This window comes from Lamprobacter modestohalophilus (assembly GCF_016583905.1).
In the GTDB taxonomy this organism is placed as follows: Bacteria; Pseudomonadota; Gammaproteobacteria; order Chromatiales; family Chromatiaceae; genus Lamprobacter; species Lamprobacter modestohalophilus.
On the sequence record NZ_NRRY01000041.1, the window covers coordinates 30,356 to 47,104 of the forward strand.

General features: G+C 63.4%; 12 protein-coding genes and 1 pseudogene. 9 read left to right on the plus strand and 4 right to left on the minus strand.

Translation table 11 applies throughout. The features are described 5' to 3' along the window. Nucleotides 1-3: 3 nt before the first annotated feature. Together CKO42_RS19165 and CKO42_RS19170 are read right to left on the minus strand one after the other, a co-directional pair. A complete protein-coding gene (locus CKO42_RS19165; RefSeq protein WP_200247543.1) occupies nucleotides 4-399 on the minus strand; it encodes a CPCC family cysteine-rich protein in 396 nt (131 codons plus the stop codon). A 69-nt stretch (nucleotides 400-468) separates the two neighbouring features. Continuing rightward, on the minus strand, nucleotides 469-633 hold the full coding sequence (locus CKO42_RS19170; RefSeq protein ID WP_200247545.1) for a hypothetical protein: 165 nt from the start codon (nucleotides 631-633) through the stop codon (nucleotides 469-471). Nucleotides 634-668: 35 nt separating this feature from the next. On the opposite strand from CKO42_RS19170, the gene rapA reads away from it, so the two are divergent. Further along, the gene (rapA, locus tag CKO42_RS19175) at nucleotides 669-3,551 is read left to right on the plus strand and encodes an RNA polymerase-associated protein RapA (protein WP_200247547.1); all 2,883 of its coding nucleotides are present in this window, start codon (nucleotides 669-671) and stop codon (nucleotides 3,549-3,551) included. 171 nt (nucleotides 3,552-3,722) lie between these two features. On the opposite strand, the gene CKO42_RS19180 is transcribed toward rapA, so the two are convergent. Both CKO42_RS19180 and CKO42_RS19185 read right to left on the minus strand, forming a co-directional pair. Further along, the gene (locus CKO42_RS19180) at nucleotides 3,723-4,745 is read right to left on the minus strand and encodes a general secretion pathway protein GspB (protein WP_200247549.1); all 1,023 of its coding nucleotides are present in this window, start codon (nucleotides 4,743-4,745) and stop codon (nucleotides 3,723-3,725) included. 111 nt (nucleotides 4,746-4,856) lie between these two features. After that, the gene (locus CKO42_RS19185; protein ID WP_200247551.1) at nucleotides 4,857-6,767 is read right to left on the minus strand and encodes an AAA family ATPase; all 1,911 of its coding nucleotides are present in this window, start codon (nucleotides 6,765-6,767) and stop codon (nucleotides 4,857-4,859) included. 215 nt (nucleotides 6,768-6,982) lie between these two features. Between CKO42_RS19185 and CKO42_RS19190 the strand changes: the two are divergent. From CKO42_RS19190 to CKO42_RS19225, 8 genes and pseudogenes are all read left to right on the plus strand, one after another. Further along, nucleotides 6,983-8,662 (plus strand): annotated as a pseudogene (locus CKO42_RS19190) (NADH-quinone oxidoreductase subunit 5 family protein). A gap of 51 nt (nucleotides 8,663-8,713) precedes the next feature. Continuing rightward, on the plus strand, nucleotides 8,714-9,514 hold the full coding sequence (locus CKO42_RS19195; protein WP_200247554.1) for a hypothetical protein: 801 nt from the start codon (nucleotides 8,714-8,716) through the stop codon (nucleotides 9,512-9,514). A 254-nt stretch (nucleotides 9,515-9,768) separates the two neighbouring features. Next, the gene (locus tag CKO42_RS19200) at nucleotides 9,769-10,311 is read left to right on the plus strand and encodes a putative inorganic carbon transporter subunit DabA (RefSeq protein ID WP_420844335.1); all 543 of its coding nucleotides are present in this window, start codon (nucleotides 9,769-9,771) and stop codon (nucleotides 10,309-10,311) included. 49 nt (nucleotides 10,312-10,360) lie between these two features. Further along, nucleotides 10,361-10,522, plus strand: a complete 162-nt coding sequence (locus CKO42_RS19205; protein ID WP_200247559.1) for a hypothetical protein — start codon at nucleotides 10,361-10,363, stop codon at nucleotides 10,520-10,522. Then, nucleotides 10,519-13,230, plus strand: coding sequence for a DUF2309 domain-containing protein (locus CKO42_RS19210; RefSeq protein ID WP_200247561.1), 2,712 nt, complete (start codon nucleotides 10,519-10,521; stop codon nucleotides 13,228-13,230). Before CKO42_RS19205 ends, CKO42_RS19210 begins: the two co-directional genes overlap by 4 nt. Nucleotides 13,231-13,265: 35 nt before the next feature. Beyond that, entirely contained in the window at nucleotides 13,266-13,607 is a 342-nt protein-coding gene (locus CKO42_RS19215; RefSeq protein WP_200247564.1) for a P-II family nitrogen regulator, read from the plus strand. A 77-nt stretch (nucleotides 13,608-13,684) separates the two neighbouring features. After that, entirely contained in the window at nucleotides 13,685-15,001 is a 1,317-nt protein-coding gene (locus tag CKO42_RS19220; protein ID WP_200247567.1) for a GGDEF domain-containing protein, read from the plus strand. Nucleotides 15,002-15,255: 254 nt separating this feature from the next. Next, on the plus strand, nucleotides 15,256-16,353 hold the full coding sequence (locus CKO42_RS19225) for a DUF2333 family protein (protein WP_242479536.1): 1,098 nt from the start codon (nucleotides 15,256-15,258) through the stop codon (nucleotides 16,351-16,353). The last annotated feature ends 396 nt before the right edge of the window (nucleotides 16,354-16,749 follow it).

Consider the following 16,749-nt stretch of genomic DNA (forward strand, 5'->3'; position numbering starts at 1 on the left):
CCCTCAGCTTGCGAGCCGGCGCCAATAGGTGCGGCGCCAGTAGTAGAGCACCGTGGTATCTGGCCACGGATACGAGTCACCATAGCCAACGCCGCGCCGGGGATATTCGATATTGTCGTTGGCCAGGTCGAGCAGCCGCCAGCTGCCCTCACGCGGCTCGCCTTCGACCGGGGACCGGGTCAGACCACGGTTGCGCTGCTCTGAGGCACCATAGCGCTGATAGTTTTGCTGCGCCTCGGCCAGGCTGACCCCGTTGCTGCTGCCGGGCATCTCCGGGAAGCGCAGTTGGGAGAGATCATCCTCCCAGCCGCAGATCGGACATCGTTGATGCGAGCCGGGGACCTGATCATGGACCAGATGTCCGCAACAGGGGCAAGGAAACTTCTCGGCAGTGTGCATCGGTCCGCCCTTGTGGATGAATGTTGCTGACCAGCCTAGCGCGTGTGCGGAGCCGGAAAAACCCCTCTGTCAGTCGGCCGATTGGCGCTGTGCAAGCGGCATCTGCCCAGCGGAGAGGTCACGCAGTCGAGCGAAGCAGGGCAAAAGTCCGGATAATTCACCCGCCATGATGGATTCCACCTTCACTCCTTCGATCTTCACCCCTTTGATCTTCACCACTGTGATCTTCGCCATCTTGATCTTCGCTATTTCTCCGACCGAGCTGCCCTATGCCTGAGCCCGCCCCTGCCTTTGCCGTTGGCCAACGTTGGCTCTCTGAAACTCAGCCCGAGCTCGGCCTCGGCATGGTCGAAGCCGTCGAGCATCGGCGCGTCACCGTGCTGTTTCCGGCCACCGGCGAGCGCCGCACCTATGCCGCCGACAATACGCCGCTGTGGCGAGCGCAGCTTGCGACCGGAGAGCTGTTGCGTGACCTCGATGGCCAAGATCTGACTGTGGTCGACCACCTCGAGCACAACGGCTTCATCACCTATCTGGTGCGCGATACCACGGGTCACGAGCAGCTGCTGCCCGAGACCCGCATCGACCCCAGGCTCCGCCTGAGCCGCCCGCAGCAGCGTCTGCGCGCCGGGCGTCTCGACAGCGATACCTGGTTCCGGCTCAGGGTGCAGGCCCTGGATCAAACGGCACAACTGGCAACCGCGCCCGCGCGTGGGCTGCTTGGTGCCCGCATCAGCCCGATCCCGCATCAGCTGCATATCGCGGCCGAGGTTGCCGACCGCCATCATCCGCGCGTCCTGCTCGCCGACGAAGTTGGCCTCGGCAAGACCATCGAGGCCGGTCTGATCCTGCATCGGCTGCTGCTGGCTGGGCGTGTGCGTCGCGTCTTGATCCTGGTGCCTGAACCGTTGTTGCATCAATGGCTGGTCGAGCTGTTACGGCGGTTCAATCTCCGCTTTGCGCTCTTCGATCGCACCCGGGTCAGCGCCCTCAAGCAAGGCGCCGATGCGCCGAATCCGTTCGAGTCCGAGCAGCACATCCTCTGTAGCCTCGACCTGCTGACCAGTGATCCGAGTCTTGCCGATGCCGCCCTGCATGCCGGCTGGGACCTGCTGATCTGCGACGAGGCCCATCATTTGGAGTGGTCGCCCAAGGCCAGCAGTCCCGCCTACGATCTGGTCGCGGCGCTGGCGGCCATCACGCCAGCGGTGCTATTGCTCACCGCAACCCCTGAACAGCTCGGACGCGCCGGCCATTTCGGTCGCTTGCGACTACTCGACCCGGAGCGCTTCGGCGACTACCAGGCCTTCTTGGACGAGGAGCAGGGCTACGCCCCGGTCGCCGAGCTGGTCAGCCGCCTCCTCGATGAAACCCCGCTGACCACTGAAGAGCAGGCGCGACTCGAGGCCTTGCTCGACGACGCCGACGGCATGACCGACGCCGAGACAGCCGAGTCTGCGCCTCGTCGCCAGCCTCTCGACGCTCAGTCCGATCGCCAAGCCATCATCGAGCAGTTGCTCGACCGCCACGGCACTGGCCGCGTGCTGTTCCGAAACACGCGCGCCGCGATCAGTGGCTTCCCCGAGCGGGAGCTGCATCCGGCACGGCTCGAGTCTTCGGTCAGCGAGAGCGATGACACCACCGAGACCGAGGCCGATCCGCTCGACGCGCTCTGGTCCGCGATCGAAAACGTTGATCGCCTGGACAACGACCCGCGGCTGGATTGGCTGATCACACAGCTGCGCACGCTGGCACCGGCCAAGGTCCTGCTGATCACCGCCACCGCCGAGACCGTACTCGATCTCCGCCGCGCCCTGCTCGAGCGCGCAGGCATCCAGGCCGCGGTATTCCATGAAGGGATGCCGATCGTCGAGCGTGACCGGGCTGCCGCCTTCTTCGCAGACCCCGAAGAGGGCACCCAGATCCTGCTTTGCTCTGAGATCGGCAGCGAGGGGCGCAACTTTCAGTTTGCCCACCATTTAGTCTTGTTCGACCTGCCCGCCGACCCAGAGCTGCTGGAACAACGCATCGGTCGCCTCGATCGGATCGGCCAGACTGAGACCATCCGTATCCATGTCCCGTATCGGGCCGACACCGCCGACGAGACCCTGTTTCGCTGGTATCACGAGGGTCTCGACGCCTTCTCCGCCCATCAACCGGCCGCACCCGCGATCTTCTGGGAACAACGCGAGACGCTGCAGGCCTTGCTCGCAGACCCAACCCCAGAGGCAGGCGAGGTTGAGGCGCTGATCACCGAGGCCAAGGCGCTGCGTCTGCGGCTGGATGCCGAGCTCGCCGCCGGCCGCGATCGTTTACTCGAGCTCAGCTCGCATCGCCCAGTGCGAGGCGCCGCCCTGGTGGAGGCACTCGCGGCAGAAGATCATGATCCAACCACCGAGACCTTCTTGACCGGGCTCTGGGATGCCTTCGGCGTCGAGCGCGAGCTTGGTCCGGGTGGCAGTCTCGTGGTCCGACCTGGCGCCCACATGCTGCAAGAGCGCTTTCCCGAACTACCGGACGAAGGCATCACCGCGACCTTCAGCCGCAAGCACGCACTCGCGCATGAAGACCGACGCTTCTTGACCCGCGAACATCCCATGACGCGTGCCGCGCTCGAGCTGATGACCGGCTCGCACATGGGCACCAGTGCGATCATCCTGACCCAAGACCCGCGCTTCGCATCCAGTGCCTTGCTGCTGGAGGCGGTCTATGTGGCCGAATGTCCAGCGCCGCCGATCCTCAACGCGCAGCGTTTCCTGCCCCCAACCGCCCGGCGCATGCTAATCGACGAAGAGGGCAAGGAACGCAGCGCCGAGATCGACATCAACGCCCTCGGCGGCAAGTGCCTGCGCTCACGGCGACCGCTAGCACGCGCGCTCATCAAGGCCAAGAGCAAGGTGATCGAGGCGATGGTCGCGCTGGCCGAGCAGGAGGCCGCACGCGAGAGCCGGGCGTTGCGTGAGCAGGCCGGCAGACTGATGCGAGATCAGCTCGATCAGGAGCTGGCGCGGCTGCAGGCCCTCGCCCGCCGCAACCCCGCGGTGCGCCCCGCGGAGATCGAGGCCCTGGCGGCCGAGCGCGATGCGCTCGCCGAGACGCTTGCGAATAGCCGGCTACGCCTCGATGCCCTGCGCCTCATTGCCTTTGCCTGAGTCTGAGTCTGAGTCTGAGCCTGAATCTGAATCTGAATCTGAATCTGAGTTTGCGTCTGTGCGTTCGGCGTCGGCTGTTGCGCCGAGCCGAGCCAGCGCCCGCTTGCCGAGCCTGGCTTGCAGCCGCTTGTCGCCGCTGATCTCAGGCCGATGTGAAGGTTGATCGGCCGCTCAGGGCGACTGGAAGAAGCGGTAGTCGTCGTAACGCACGATGGCGCCATCGGCAAGCACCTGCTCGACGAAGAAACCGTCGCGCGTCAGCTCGCCCTCACGCACCTTAGCGCCATTCAGATAGACGAAGCGCCGCACGGGGTCATCGTCGTAGACATGAACCGTCATTAGGAACGGCGGAAGCTGGCGACGCAAGCTGGAAGACAGCGGCGCCGGCCGCTCGCCCGATGCGACCTGGCGGTCATTCTGGGCGCGATTGCCGATGCTGCGTTCGGTCGATTTCGGCGCCGCAGCATTGCGACGCACCGCCTCTGCATCCCGGCTCGCGCTGGCTGCAGGGCTAGCCCCACCGGATTGAAATGTCCGCTTGAAGTCCTCAATCTCGGCGATCAGCTCCGGTGGGACCGGGGCGTAGTCACGCTCAGGCTGAGCATTGCCAGCGCTCGGTTGACGGCGCTCGATCGAAGGAGACGCATCAGGCCCGAGCACCGCGCGTCTCAGCTCATCGGCACCGCGCGGGAGGCGCTCACCCGGCTTTGGCGCTGCCGGCACGACCAGCACCTGCGGCTCGACACTGAGGTCTTCGGGGTCACTGAGTCGCAGCGGCGACGCCGGCGAAGCGCTTGAGGCGGTCGCAGCCCCAACCCCAGCGCCCACTGCGCCCGGAACAGAGGCTGCTTGCAGCGCCGCACCCTCAGGCCTGCTGCTGCCATCAGCCAATCCCCCATCGGAATCAGCGTCTGGCCCAGCAGCCGAGCGCTGCCCCAAGCCGACGCCGGCACTGATGCCTTGCTCAAGCTCGCCGCTGAGCAGCGACGAAGCATCGGGAGCCGTGGTTGGACGCAGCGCGGCGTAGATCGCAACCACCACCGCAAGCGCAGCCAGCCCAACGGCCGTGAACACCCAGGGCTGGGTACGGGTGGGCTCAAGTGGGTCTTCGAACGCCGTCGCCTGCAGACGCGGCACCTGACCCATCTCGCGCTCCTGCTGCGATTTCTTCAGTGCTTCCAGGATGTACGACATAGGACGTTTAGGTGAATCTCACGCGATGCGTTTTCCAGGCTGGCGCCGCGCGATGAGCATTAGAGCGATGAGCATTAGAGCGACGAGCCAATCCAGGAGGGATCGGTGTCATCAGGGACTTCGAGACTGGCTGAGACGCGGGATTTCGCTATCGGCGAGCGCATTGTTCAGCAGGATCAGGGTGCGCGGCCCGGCGATGCCATCGACCGCGAGTCCACGACCGGCCTGAAACTCCCGCACCGCCGCCTTCAGATTGGCGTCGTAGCGCGGACTGCTCGTGTCGGTCAATGATGCGTCAGGCAGCGCCGCGAGCTGCGCTCTGAGCCAGCGCACCGTATCGCCGGACGTACCCGGGCCGATCATCCGCACGCCATCTGGTGGCAGTCGCCACAGCATCAGCACATCCCCGGACCAGCGCTCATCGAGCGTCGCGATCGGCACCCGGCGCAGCGTCTCGCCGCGCTGGAGCACGGCAAACTCGTCATCGATACCAGTGATCAGCGCATATCGCTCTTGACCATCGATCAGCAGCTGCAGCACCGCAGGGCGATCGAACAGCCGCAGGTCGCTCCAGCGTTCACGAGAACGCTCGCACTCTAGTCCCAGGGTGGACATGCCGTAGCAATCCGCAGCCTCTTCTGGCGTATGGCCCCAGCGCTGCACCAGTGCCGAGACCGACTCGCCCTCATCCAATAACAGCGCTGGCAGCTCGCCGATCTCCGCCTCCGGAACCTGAGGGGTGATCCGCGCGAGCGCGATGCGTGGGATACCCTGACCGGTCTCGGCCAGCGGCGTCGCGGCCGATTCCGCAGTGGCTGCGCTCAGCTCGGCTCCAGCCTGCTCCGCAGAGACCGCCTCAGGGTCGATCGCCGCGACCTGGTTAGCCTCGGACGTCTCTGCAGCCTCTGCAGCTAGGCTCGCGGAATCGGTGTCGTTTGCCGCCATCAGCGCGCCGTCGGCGGCGGTCTTATCGGCCGTGTCGCCCGACTCCGGGTCACCGTCAGTGTCGGCATCGGCATCGGCAGCGTCCGCCAACTGCGCTGCCTCATCATCGACGCTCAATTCGGCCCAGACCTTAGCGACACGATCAAGCTGCAGCTGTGTGCGCTCCAACAGACCAGAGGCACCAAGCCAGCCGCCAAGACCAAGGGCCAAGACCAGGGCCGCGGCCATCGCCCATTGCGGCTGGCGGCGCGAGCGTTGCCGCGGTTGCTCGCCACCGAGCAGCTCGTGCGCGGCTCGACGCACAATGGCGGGCGTGACCTGCATGCGCCGACTCACCGCGGCACCAAGCAGGGAGCGGTCGCAGATCAGGTTGATCAACCGTGGCACACCGCGCGATCGCCGATGCACCTCGCGCAGCGCCGCGGCGCTGAACAGTGGCCGCTGCACACCGGCAACCGTAATCCGGTGATCGACATAGTTCGCGGTCTCGCGCGCCGACAGCGGGCTCAGATGGAAGCGTGCAGTGATGCGCTGGTTGAGCTGACGCAGCTCCTGCGAGGCCAGGATCTCGCGCAGCTCGGGCTGGCCGATGAGAAAGATCTGCAGCAGCTTCTGCTTCGAGGTCTCGAGGTTGGTCAGCAGCCGCACCTGCTCGAGCACCCGCGGACGCAGATTCTGCGCCTCATCGATCACCACCACAGGATGACGACCCCGTGCATGGGCATCAAGCAGAAAGCTGTTCAACCGATCCACCAGCACCTTGACCGAGTCATGGTGCTCAGGCGTCGCAACGCCAAATTCTTGGCAGATCGCATGCATCAGCTCGATCGCCGTCATCGCCGGGTTCAACACCAGCGCAACGTCAACCTGCTCCGGGGTCTGCTCTAAGAATGCACGGCAGATGGTGGTCTTGCCGGTACCGACCTCGCCCGTCAGCAAGACGAAGCCACCGTTCTCACCGGCACCATAGAGCAGGTGCGCGAGTGCCTCCCGGTGCTGCTCGCTGAGAAACAGGTACTGCGGGTCGGGGGTGATCGAGAAGCTGGCTTCGCTAAGGCCGAAATAGTTAAGGTACACGGTTGGACCTGCGCAACTGCGCGGACGAAGGACAAGGCCTGCGCCGGGGCTTAGTATCGACTTGAGCCTCTATCATAAGACTCGCGCGATTTTGCTGCACCCTTTTGGCGCCGATGGACACCGATCCTGATAGAATTTCGGTTGATCTGTCAGCAGCGCCGATGCGCAAGCGCACAGACGCCATCGCAATCCGACACCCTCGCCCGCGCTAAACCATGGTCTCGTTGGCTTACGCCCTGCCCCTGCTGATGCTCGCCTCGGCACTGGCCGTTCGGCTCAGTGCGTCGCGCCTCGGTCCATTCATCGCGCGCATTAGCGTCGGCGCTAGCGCTATGACGCTCGCGATTGCAATCATCCTCTTCGGCGTCCAACTGAGCGCTGAGAGCGGTCGGTTAGTCAATACCGGGCTTGGGCTGTTTACCCTCTACGTCGACTGGCTGAGCACCCTGATGGCGCTCTTGGTCAGCGGCGTCAGCCTGGTGGTGCACGTCTTCTCGGTGCGCTACATGCAGGATGACCCGGCCTATACCCGCTACTTCATGCTGCTCGATGGCATCGTCGCGGTCATCCTGCTGATGGTAATGTCCGGCGACCTGCTCACGCTGCTGCTGGCTTGGCATCTGATTGGGGTCTTGCTCTATTTCCTGCTCAACCACGATACGCGCCGCCCCGCAGCCACACGCTACGCCTTCTGGACCCTGTTCACACACCGCTTCGGCGACCTGCCACTGCTCGCCGCCGTGGCGCTCATCTACCACGCCTTCGGCACCCTGACCCTGCCCGAGGTGTTCGCAGCGATGGCCGCGGCACCGAACACCACCACGCTGCTCGGACTGCCGCTCGCTGAGACCCTTGGTGTGCTGATCCTGCTCGCGGCCTTCGCCAAGTCAGCACAGTTCCCGCTGCATACCTGGCTGCCCTACACCATGGACGGGCCAACCCCGGTCTCGGCATTGATGCATGCCGGCATCGTCAACTCCGGCGGCTTCCTGATCAACCGCTTCGCGCCGGTCTTCGTGCATACCGAGGGCGTGCTCCTGCTTGCCTTCGCGGTTGGTCTCATCACCACCATCATGGGCTCGCTGATGATGTTGATGTAGAGCGACATCAAGAAGGCGCTGGGCTACTCGACCATGGGCCAGATGGGCTACATGGTGATGGAGTGCGGGCTGGGCGCCTTCTCGCTGGCGATCTACCATCTCATTGCGCATGGTGTGTTCAAGGCGACGTTGTTCCTCGGCTCCGGCGCCATCATTGGCAACGCGCGCAAGGACCCGAATATCCCCGAGGGCGAGATCTATCAGTTCATGGTCGAGCGCAAGGTGCCGCATCCACCGGTCTCTTGGGTGATCTTTGCCGGCATCACCATCACCGTGCCGCTGCTGATCGTCTTTGGCGCCCATCAGCTGGTTGACGAAGGCTTCCTGCATCATCAGGGCGCGCTCATCCTGCTGCTGTTCGGCTGGATCACCGGCGCTCAAACCCTGTTCTTCGTCTACAAGATCGGCGGCGAGCGGCCGTTTACGGCGCTGCTCTACGTCATCCTCTCGTTTGGTTTGGTCATCATGACCTACGTGCTGGTCGGTCACGCCTTCGACGCCCTGCTCTATCCCGATCCGGCGTTTCGCGAGGCCCTGTATGCGGCCGCCTCGGTCAACTTTACCTCGTTCCTGCTCGTGCTCATGCTGCTGATCGCCCTGATCGCCGGTGGCTGGCTGATGGTGTTCCGCTCCACGGCCGAGCGGCAACCGCTGAATCGACGCTGGCGCGGGGTCTATCTGAACCTCTATGCGCTGATGTCACGCGAGTTCTACATCGCCGACCTCTACAGTCGGGCTGGTGAGACGATCCTAGCGGCCTCGAAGCGTGTCAATACGCTGTTGCGCTGGGTCTGACGCATGCGAGCTGAGCACTGATGAAACCGATGCTGACACGATGCTGAGCCGATGCTGACCTTGCTCTGTTTCCTGCTTGCCGGTCTGCTGCTGCCGCTGTTTCCGCTGAGCATCGGGGTCAACCTGTTGCTCCAGTATGCGGACGATGGACTGTTGAGTAGGCCCCTGGTGCAAGCCGCGCTGATGCTGCTGATGCCGCTGGTCGGTGTCGGCCTGATCGCCTTGGGCCTCGCGCTGGCCAAGACCGACGGCAGCCCCTCGGCCTTGATCACCCCGTTCGCGCTCTGGGGCGGCGCGACCTCGGTCTTCTATGCCTTCCGCATGCTGAGCGCGCGCGATGGGCGGATCTGGCTGGCGCAGCTCTATACATCGGCGCTGGCTCTGATCTGGGTCGGCATCGCACACGAGGTGCCACCCTTGCTGCCGGCCTTAGGGCTGGCGCTACCGCTACTGCCCTTACTGTTCCTGTTCGACAGCCTGGCACGCCGGTTTGGCATCGCCCGTGTCGGTCTCTACCCAGGGCTCGGCCTGCGCATGCCGCAGTTTTCGACCCTGTTCGTCATCGCCGTGCTGGTCGCCGTCGCGGTGCCCTTCTCGCCCGGCTTCTTCGCCATTGCCGACCTCGCCTTTGGCGGTGTCGGCAGGAACGAGCTGTTCACCCTGCTGCCGCTTGGCATCTCCTGGCTGCTCTGGACCTGGGCCGGCATCAACCTGCTGACCGGCATCGTCTTCGGCATCCCGCGCGACGATCTGCGCTACCGCGATCTCAAGCCGGCAGGCGCTGCGGCGCACGGCGCTGGCATGCTCGCGCTGGCGATCTTTGGACTCTTTTTGGTAGAGCGCGCGCTATGAGCAGCAGTTCCAAGTCTGCATCAGCCCGGGCAGCGGGGGCCGACTCGGCTCGCAAGTCCACACCTGAATCGGCGACCGCAGACGTAGTCCATGACGCATCAGTGGACCTGTCAAAGCGTGAGCTAGAGGGCTTGTCAATGAATGCGTCAACAACGGGCGCGCTACAGAGCGCGTCGACGGATACTTCATCGGGCGACACCGCGACCGGCGCGCTGTCGACGCCAAGCCTCGGCCAACGCCTCAAGATCCGCTCGATGGTGACCATGGCCGGTGAGGTCCTGCCGTTCTTCTGGCCGATGCGCAACTTCATCCATCACAACCCGCTGCATGGCCTTGAGCATCTGCCGTTCGAGCAGGCCGTCGCCGAGGCCAGCCGCCTATTCCACGCCCGCGGCTGGCTGCGCCGCACCGAGTACCAACGCCTGCTTGCCGAGGGCGATATCGACCTCGACACCCTTGAATCCTTGGTCAGTGACCAGGTCGATGCTTGGCTGCGTGACAATGGTGCCGAGCCCGCACAAGAACCCAAGCAAGAGGCCGAATGGGAGCCCGAGCAGCAGCCAAAGCAAGACCAAGAGCAGGAGCCAGACCAGGAGCCAAACCAGGAGGCAGAGCGAGGCATAAACCGGGATCTGGAGCAGGACCCAGCCTCCGAAAACAGCGTCCTGCTCAAGCGCCTGCTGATGGCGATGCTCACCGCACTCGACCAGCCTGCGCCCGGCGACCGCGCGCCCTGTGCCGAAGAGGTATTGGCCTGCTTGCGCGATCCGATGGTCCGACGCTATGAACGCAGCTAGCGCCAAGTCCAAAGTCAGCCCTCAGCATGACGTCAGCGCTCAACATCAAGTGCGCGCCAAAGGTCAGGCAAACGCCAAGCTGCTGAACAACGCCAAGCTACCGACCAACGTGAAGCTGCTAAACGACATCAAGCTGCCGGCCAACGCTAAGCCGCTGGATCACGCCAATCTGTGGGTTATTGCCGGCACTAAACCGGAGTCAGCGAGATGACAGCCGATGCCAAGCATTTCGCCGACCAGCTGGGCCGGGAGCTGACCCTCTACGATGCCGTCGACCAGCTCTTCGGCACACGCATCGGCGAGACCCTCAACGAGCTGCTGATCAAAGGCCTGATGGACTTCTTCGATGAAGGCCAATCGATCTGGCGCATGCCCGGCCGTCGCCAGGGCCTGTTTCGCGGCTGGAGCCGGATCGCTTGCCGCAACCGTCGACTCCGGCTCCGTGGTATGGACGTCGGCGCCATCCTCGCCGAGACCGACCAGCCCGAAGTGATGATCGATCGGGTCATGCGCCGGCTTGGCATCCCTGAATCGCTGTGGATGGACAGCTTCACCGTCGAGCTGAGCAAGCTCCACGGCTGGGCCGGCTTCGTGCGCTGGCGTGCCCAGGCCCGCCATTACTACTGGCAAGAGCGCAACCCCGCGGACCTGGTCGACTACCTTGCCATCCGGCTGGTGCTCGCCCTGGCCTTGCTCGAGGATGCCGGCCGCCGCCTTAAGCGCGAGCTGACCTGGCCAGCGCTGAAGGCTTTCGCCGAATCCAATCCGCGCGAGTGCCTGCTGCGACGTGAGCTCAACGCCGGCACCGTCCTACCCGACTTCGCGCACCGGGTCGAGGTCGCCGTCGAGCGTGGCGACCCAGCCCGCATCGAAGCCCTCTACTTGGAATATGAGCGCGCCAAACTTGCGCGAGAGGCCTGCACCCGCGCGCGCCGCATCCAGGCCATGGCCGAGCGGGCCGGTCTCTCCCGCGAGCAATTGCTGGCCTATCCGGACGATGCCCTGTTGCAGCTGATCGATGGCATCTATGCCTTTAAGGACGGCGAAGGCATGACCTGGACGCGCGCGCTCGAGCAGACCTACATCGATCGTCTACTCGCCGCGATCGGCCCGCGGCTTGGATCAAGCGTGCGTCATAGCGATAGCGCAAGCCAAAGCGCAGGCGATGGCGATGGCGTCCAAGCCCTGTTCTGCATCGATGTGCGCAGCGAGCGCCTGCGCCGCCAGCTCGAGGCGCTTGGCGACTACGAGACCTTTGGCATCGCCGGCTTCTTCGGCATCCCGATCAGCTTCATCGAGTTCGGTAAGGGCCACGAGACCGCGCTCTGCCCGGCCGTGGTGCAGCCCAGCAATGTCGTCGTCGAGATGCCCCTCACCCACGCGGAAGTCTCGCACTCGCTCTACGAGCTGGCCCACGAGGTGGTGCACGACCTCAAGAACACCGTGCTCGCGCCCTATGTGACGGTTGAAGCGGTCGGACTGCTGTTCGGCTTTGATATGGTCGGCAAGACCTTTGCGCCGCGTGCCTACAACACCTGGCGTCAGCGGCTGGAGAGCCAGAAACCACCGTTGCGGCTGCTGATCGACAAGATCGGCGAGGAGGAGGCGCACGAACTGATCACCCATCTACAAGACGAGATGATCATCCGCGCCGCCGAGCGGCATTTCGGCATCAAGCGCGAGTCCCTCACCAGCCCAATGATCCGCGAGCTGCGCGAGGTCGCACTCGGACAACGCCAAGGCAGCACTGCCTTTGCCGATCGCTTCGATATCGAGCCCGCCAGCGAAGCGGTCTTCATCCGCTCGCTGCAGGCCGAGTATCGGGTCAACCCAGACCAAGCGCGCATCCAACTCGAGCATCTCGCCAAGATCGGCTTTCGTCACCAGCGCCAGGCGCAGTTGGTCGGCACCGCCTTGCGCTCGATCGGCCTCAGCGAAGGCTTTGGCCGCACTGTGCTGGTGGTTGGTCACGGCAGTACCTCGGAGAACAACCCCTACGAGTCGGCGCTGGATTGCGGTGCTTGCGGCGGCGATCAGGGCCTGATCAACGCCCGCATCTTCGCCGCCATGGCCAACCGGCGCGAGGTGCGTGAGCTGCTTGCCGAGGATGGCATCCTGATTCCGGACGAGACCTGGTTCGTCCCGCTCCTGCATGACACCACCACCGACGAGATCCAGCCCGCCGATCTGGATCAGCTACCCGCCGCCGTGCTCACGCGCATGACGCGCATCCAAGAGGACCTGACCGCAGCGGGTCGACTCTGCGCGCTTGAACGCTGCCGGGAACTCGACGAGCGCAACGTCGATACCCCGGAGACCGCGGCACGCCGTGTCAAGCGCCACGCACTGGACTGGACCCAGGTCCGGCCCGAGTGGGGTCTGTCGAAAAACGCCAGCTTCATCATCGGCGCCCGCGCGCTGACGCGCGAACTCGATCTCGACGGCCGCACCTTTCTGCACTCGTACGATTACCGGCTCGATCCAAACGGCCGTCTGCTCGAAGTCATCCTCTCCGGCCCGCTGATCGTCGCCCAATGGATCAACCTCGAGCATTACTTCTCGGTGGTCGACAATGAAGGCTTCGGCAGCGGCAGCAAGGTGTTCCACAACATCACCGGCCGCTTCGGCGTGATGAGCGGCAACCTCAGCGATCTGCGCACTGGCCTGCCGGCGCAGACCGTGCTCAAGGGCGATCGGGCCTATCACAAACCGATGCGCCTCATCACCGTCATCGAGGCTCCGTTGACGTTGGTGCAAGGTCTGCTGAATCGGCTCTACAAACCGCGCGAGCTGGTTCAGAATGGTTGGATCAGACTCTTGGTACTCGACCCGGAAAGCGCTTGCATGCATGGCTTCGAGGCTGGCGGATGGTCGCTGATCGAGCCGGCCGCAAGCACAACGGGCCGGGCAACGACCTGATCTCACCCACGATCGATGTCTAGAGGCAATCAGCCATGAAAGCGCTCAAACAGAGCCAGATGAAGAAGCTGGAGATTATTGTTCAGGGGGAATACCAAGAGTTTGTTGTCGATTTGCTCGATCGCGCTGGGGTCAGCGGCTGGACTCTGGTGCACAACCTCTCTGGCAAGGGCTCCCACGGCAGCCACGAAGGCCATCTGATGTTCAATGCTGACGATGTGCTGGTGATGATCATCACCGCTGTCCCCGAGGACCTCGCCGGCCCCATCCTCGAAGGCCTGACGCCGTTTTTCAACAAGCACATGGGCGTGGTCTTCACCAGTGACATCTCGGTCACCCGACTGGGCAAGTTCCAGCAGCCCGCGCCTGGCCAATAGCGCATGGCATCAAGCAGGCACCGCCACCCATGTTCAAACGACTGCCGTCACCGCACCTAGCTCATCCGGACTGAAGCATGACTGATCTATCCCCGACAGCCGGGCTGCGTCTGCATCACCGATTGTTATTGATCTGTGGGTTCTGGCTGCTCATCGTCAGCGCCTCCTTGGCCTGGAACATCCATCAGGCCAAACAGAACCGAGACAACCTAGCGCGAGAGACCGCAAACGCCTTCTTCGAGCAACTGCTGCTGACTCGGCGCTGGAATGCGATGCATGGCGGCGTCTATGTCCCAGTCACGGATGACACCTTGCCAAACCCTTACCTTGTCGACGAGCTGCGCGAGATTCGTGTCTCCGAAGACCTGATGCTCACCAAGGTCAACCCAGCCTTCATGACCCGGCAGCTCAGTGAGATGGCCATGGAGCGCAGCAGCGTTCAATTCCATATCACCAGCCTGAACCCGATTCGCCGTGCCAACGCGCCTTATCCCTGGGAGGAGCAGGCGCTGAAACAGTTTGAAGCCGGCGCCAAAGAATTCGGCGAGATCGCACGCGATGGCGAGCGCTTGATTTACCGATACATGGCGCCCCTCATCACCGAGCAGGCCTGTCTAAAGTGCCACGCCGATCAGGGGTATCAGGTTGGCGAGGTTCGCGGTGGGGTGAGTGTCACGCTGCCAACCCTGGCGCCGTTGCCCATCGCAGGGCTGGTTGGCAGCCATCTGGCGATCGCGGTCTCTGGCCTGCTACTGATTCTTGGACTCGGCTGGCTGCTCAGGAGCGCCTATGACGAACTGCGGCGACAGGCTGTGGTCGACGCGCTCACCAGCATCCCAAACCGCCGCTACTTTATTGAACAGCTGATCCGCGAGCTGCACCGCGGCGCGCGCGAGCAGATGCCGCTATCGCTCATCATCTTTGATATCGACTACTTCAAGCCCTTCAACGACCATTATGGCCATCTGGCCGGAGACCGGTGCTTACGCACGGTGGCCGACACGTTAAAGGCAGGCCTGCACCGCGCCACCGATTTCTGCGCCCGCTACGGCGGCGAGGAGTTCGTGGTGGTCTTGCCAAACACGGGGCCCGAAGGTGCCGCCAAGATTGCGGAGGAACTGCGTCGATCGATCTCGAGCCTTGATCTCGAACACGCAGTCGCCCCCTTTGGCAAGGTCACGATCAGCGCCGGCGTTGCCACCAACACGCTCGGTGCGTTGGACCACGAGAGTCTGATTGATCGAGCTGATCGAGCCCTCTACCAAGCAAAGGCGCGGGGTCGAAATCGCGTCGAAGCAGAAGTCGCCAGCGAACGCGCGCCCAGCAATCAGGGTCTGCGCGCCCCGGCAGCAGCGCATCGCGCCGAAGGCAAGCTTAGAGCAACCCCTGTTTAAAGCCACCGCAACCCTAGATTGCTTGACGACTCCAAATGCTTGCAGATGAGTCAAGTTTGTGTGCAGCGCAGCAAAATCGTGGCTCAACGGGCTGAGGCGAGGCCTCGCTCGCGTTGGCCACAGCAGCCGCTAACCGCATTTGGGCTTTACATTGCCTTTTTTCATATCGCAATAGATTAGCGTTCACTAATGTAGCTTCATGATCAAGCGAGCAAGCGCCGCATCAGCGACGCGCCCATCATGAGGCAGAAGACATGAGCGCACAAACCAAGCCATCGACCGCAGCGGACATGCCGCTGCATCAAACAAGCAAAGCTTCCCAAACCGATCCCAGCCGCAGTCAGCGGCGACCTTGGGGCAAACTCCTGCTCCTAGGGCTTGCGGCCTACCTGGTACTACAGATTGCGCTGGTGATCTACTGGTGCCGACAGCCCGCCAGCTTCGACGTTGCGCAGTTCACCCAACAGGAAACCTCAGCACTTGGCGGCCAGCCGGTGCCTGGAACCCACTTCGTGGCGGCCACCATTGGTGTTGCGGATACCTTGCTGACCAAACCCGGTGGCCTCATCCATAACGATCAACTCCCGCCCGGCGTGCTGCTCGACAACTGCCCGAGTTGGGAGTGTGGTGCCATCATGGCGCTGCGCGATGCCCTGCGGGCGCTGCGTGATGACTTCAGTCGGACCAAGTCGCAATCGGCCGAGAATCTGGATCTAAAACGCGCGGATCTGCAGTTCTCGATGGACCCTAAGTTTTGGATCATGCCCGCCGCTGAGGACGAATATCGCAAAGGGATCGATGCCCTAGAACGCTATCTGGATGCGCTGAGTACCGGCAATCTCAACTTTGGCCGCTTCTCAGTCCGCGCCGATAACCTTGCCGAGTATCTGGCCTTGGTCGAGAAGCGCCTCGGTAACTTCGGACTGCGCCTCAGCTCGAGCAGTGCCGACCCGCGGCTGAGCGCGTCATTATTCCCGCCCGGAACATCGGCCGAGATCGAGCAGTTGCCGCTGATGGACGGCGCCGATAGCCAAGCCTCAGAACAGCGCACCGCGCCAGATAAGGTCGACGACGTCTTCTACTGCGCCCGCGGTTACAGCTGGGCCTTGCTGCACTTTGTCGAGGCGCTGCGGATCGACTTCGCGCCGGTGATCGCGGACAAACGCGCGCAGCCGGCACTGGAGCAGATCGAACGCGACCTACAGGGCGCGCTTAAAGGGATGCGCAGTCCGATCGTGCTCAACGGCAATGGCTTTGGCCTGCTTGCCAACCATTCACTGGTGCTGGCCTCCTACATCGCCCGGATCAACGCCGCCGTGATCGATCTGCGTATCCTGCTGGAACAGGGCTGAGCGGCATACCCAGATGTTCTACCTCATATATGGTCCGCCCCGCGATGCAAGAGCCACTTGACTGTTCAGCAGAAGGAAACGTTGCGGCCATATATCCGGCGTCGTGATGAGGTGGCGTGATCGCTCCTCGCGCCCTGATGGAATCCGCGCGCATTCCTGTCCTTATCACTGTTTCAGTCTCGGCGATGCCGGCTGGTGAGGATTACAGGGTTTCAGGAATGCAGGACAAGCCTTTCATGCCATCACAGTGACAGTCACTCTTAGCAACTCGTGGTTAGAAACTCGTGGTGTGGGTGATCGTGCTCGCTCGGATGTGACTCAATCCCTCATCGGTGCTCGCGGCGGTTAAACCGCCTGACTCAAGGCGTGCTTTGGATCGTAGGCCTCGCCTTTGGT